This window comes from Prevotella sp. MGM2, from assembly GCF_002933955.1.
GTDB lineage: Bacteria > Bacteroidota > Bacteroidia > Bacteroidales > Bacteroidaceae > Alloprevotella.
Genome location: NZ_BEWW01000182.1, coordinates 1 through 895, shown reverse-complemented (window position 1 = coordinate 895; position 895 = coordinate 1). Strand labels below are relative to the sequence as shown.

The window sequence follows — 895 nt, the reverse complement described above, 5'->3', positions numbered from 1 at the left end:
TTGCAACCTATATTTTAACACTTTGGATTGTAATCGAAAGTTAAATATGTTAAAGTTGAGAACCGGTAAGAATGACAGATTTAAAATGGCGCACCGGAGAGGTTTGAGAAAAATGTTGTATCTTTGCGCCCATGTTCCGTTGCCGTGGCGTGCGGAACCGAGTGCTTGACGAACCTCGTTAAAAACAAGAAATATATGTCTCGAAAAATTACCGTGAGCCTCCCTTTCATGATGCTCGGAGTGCTCTTCTGCGTCTGCTTGATAGCAGCCAATTTGCTCGAAACGAAGCAAGTTACCTTGGGACCGTTGGAACTGACGGCCGGTCTGATTGTTTTCCCGGTTTCGTATATCATCAACGATTGTCTCGTTGAGGTATGGGGGTACAGGCGTGCCCGACTGGTCATCTGGCTGGGATTTCTGATGAATTTTCTTTTTGTCATTTTCGGTTTGGCTGCCGATGCCTTGCCCGCCGCTCCTTATTGGAAAGGCGATGAGGGCTTTCATGCCATTTTCGGTTTGGCACCGCGCATTGCTGGCGCCTCTTTTCTGGCTTTTCTTGTCGGATCGTTGCTCAATGCCTATGTGATGAGCCGTATGAAGCTCCTGCAGGGGGGGCGCCATTTTTCGTTGCGCGCCATTGTCTCTACTGTTGTGGGAGAAACGGCCGACTCGCTTGTGTTCTTTCCCTTGGCATTGGGAGGAGTGGTGCCCTGGAACGTGCTGCCGGCCATCATGCTCACGCAGGTGATGCTCAAGACGATTTATGAAATCGTGGCTTTGCCGGTGACCGTACATGTGGTGCGCCGCCTCAAACGCCTTGAGGGGGCCGATGCTTACGATGAACACATATCTTATAATATCTGGAAAATTTTTGATTTATGACACCTTATGATAA

Annotated in this window: 1 protein-coding gene; it reads left to right on the top strand. The window is 48.7% G+C overall.

Annotated features, from left to right (window positions below):
• Positions 1–195: 195 nt before the first annotated feature.
• Complete coding sequence (locus C5S62_RS04475; RefSeq protein ID WP_104404238.1) at positions 196–882, top strand: queuosine precursor transporter; 687 nt, start codon at positions 196–198, stop codon at positions 880–882.
• Positions 883–895: the final 13 nt, after the last annotated feature.

What these genes read in the sequence shown, in the direction of transcription:
- C5S62_RS04475 (WP_104404238.1), top strand. Translation starts at nt 196, where the DNA reads ATGTCTCGAAAAATTACCGTGAGCCTCCCTTTCATGATGCTCGGAGTG.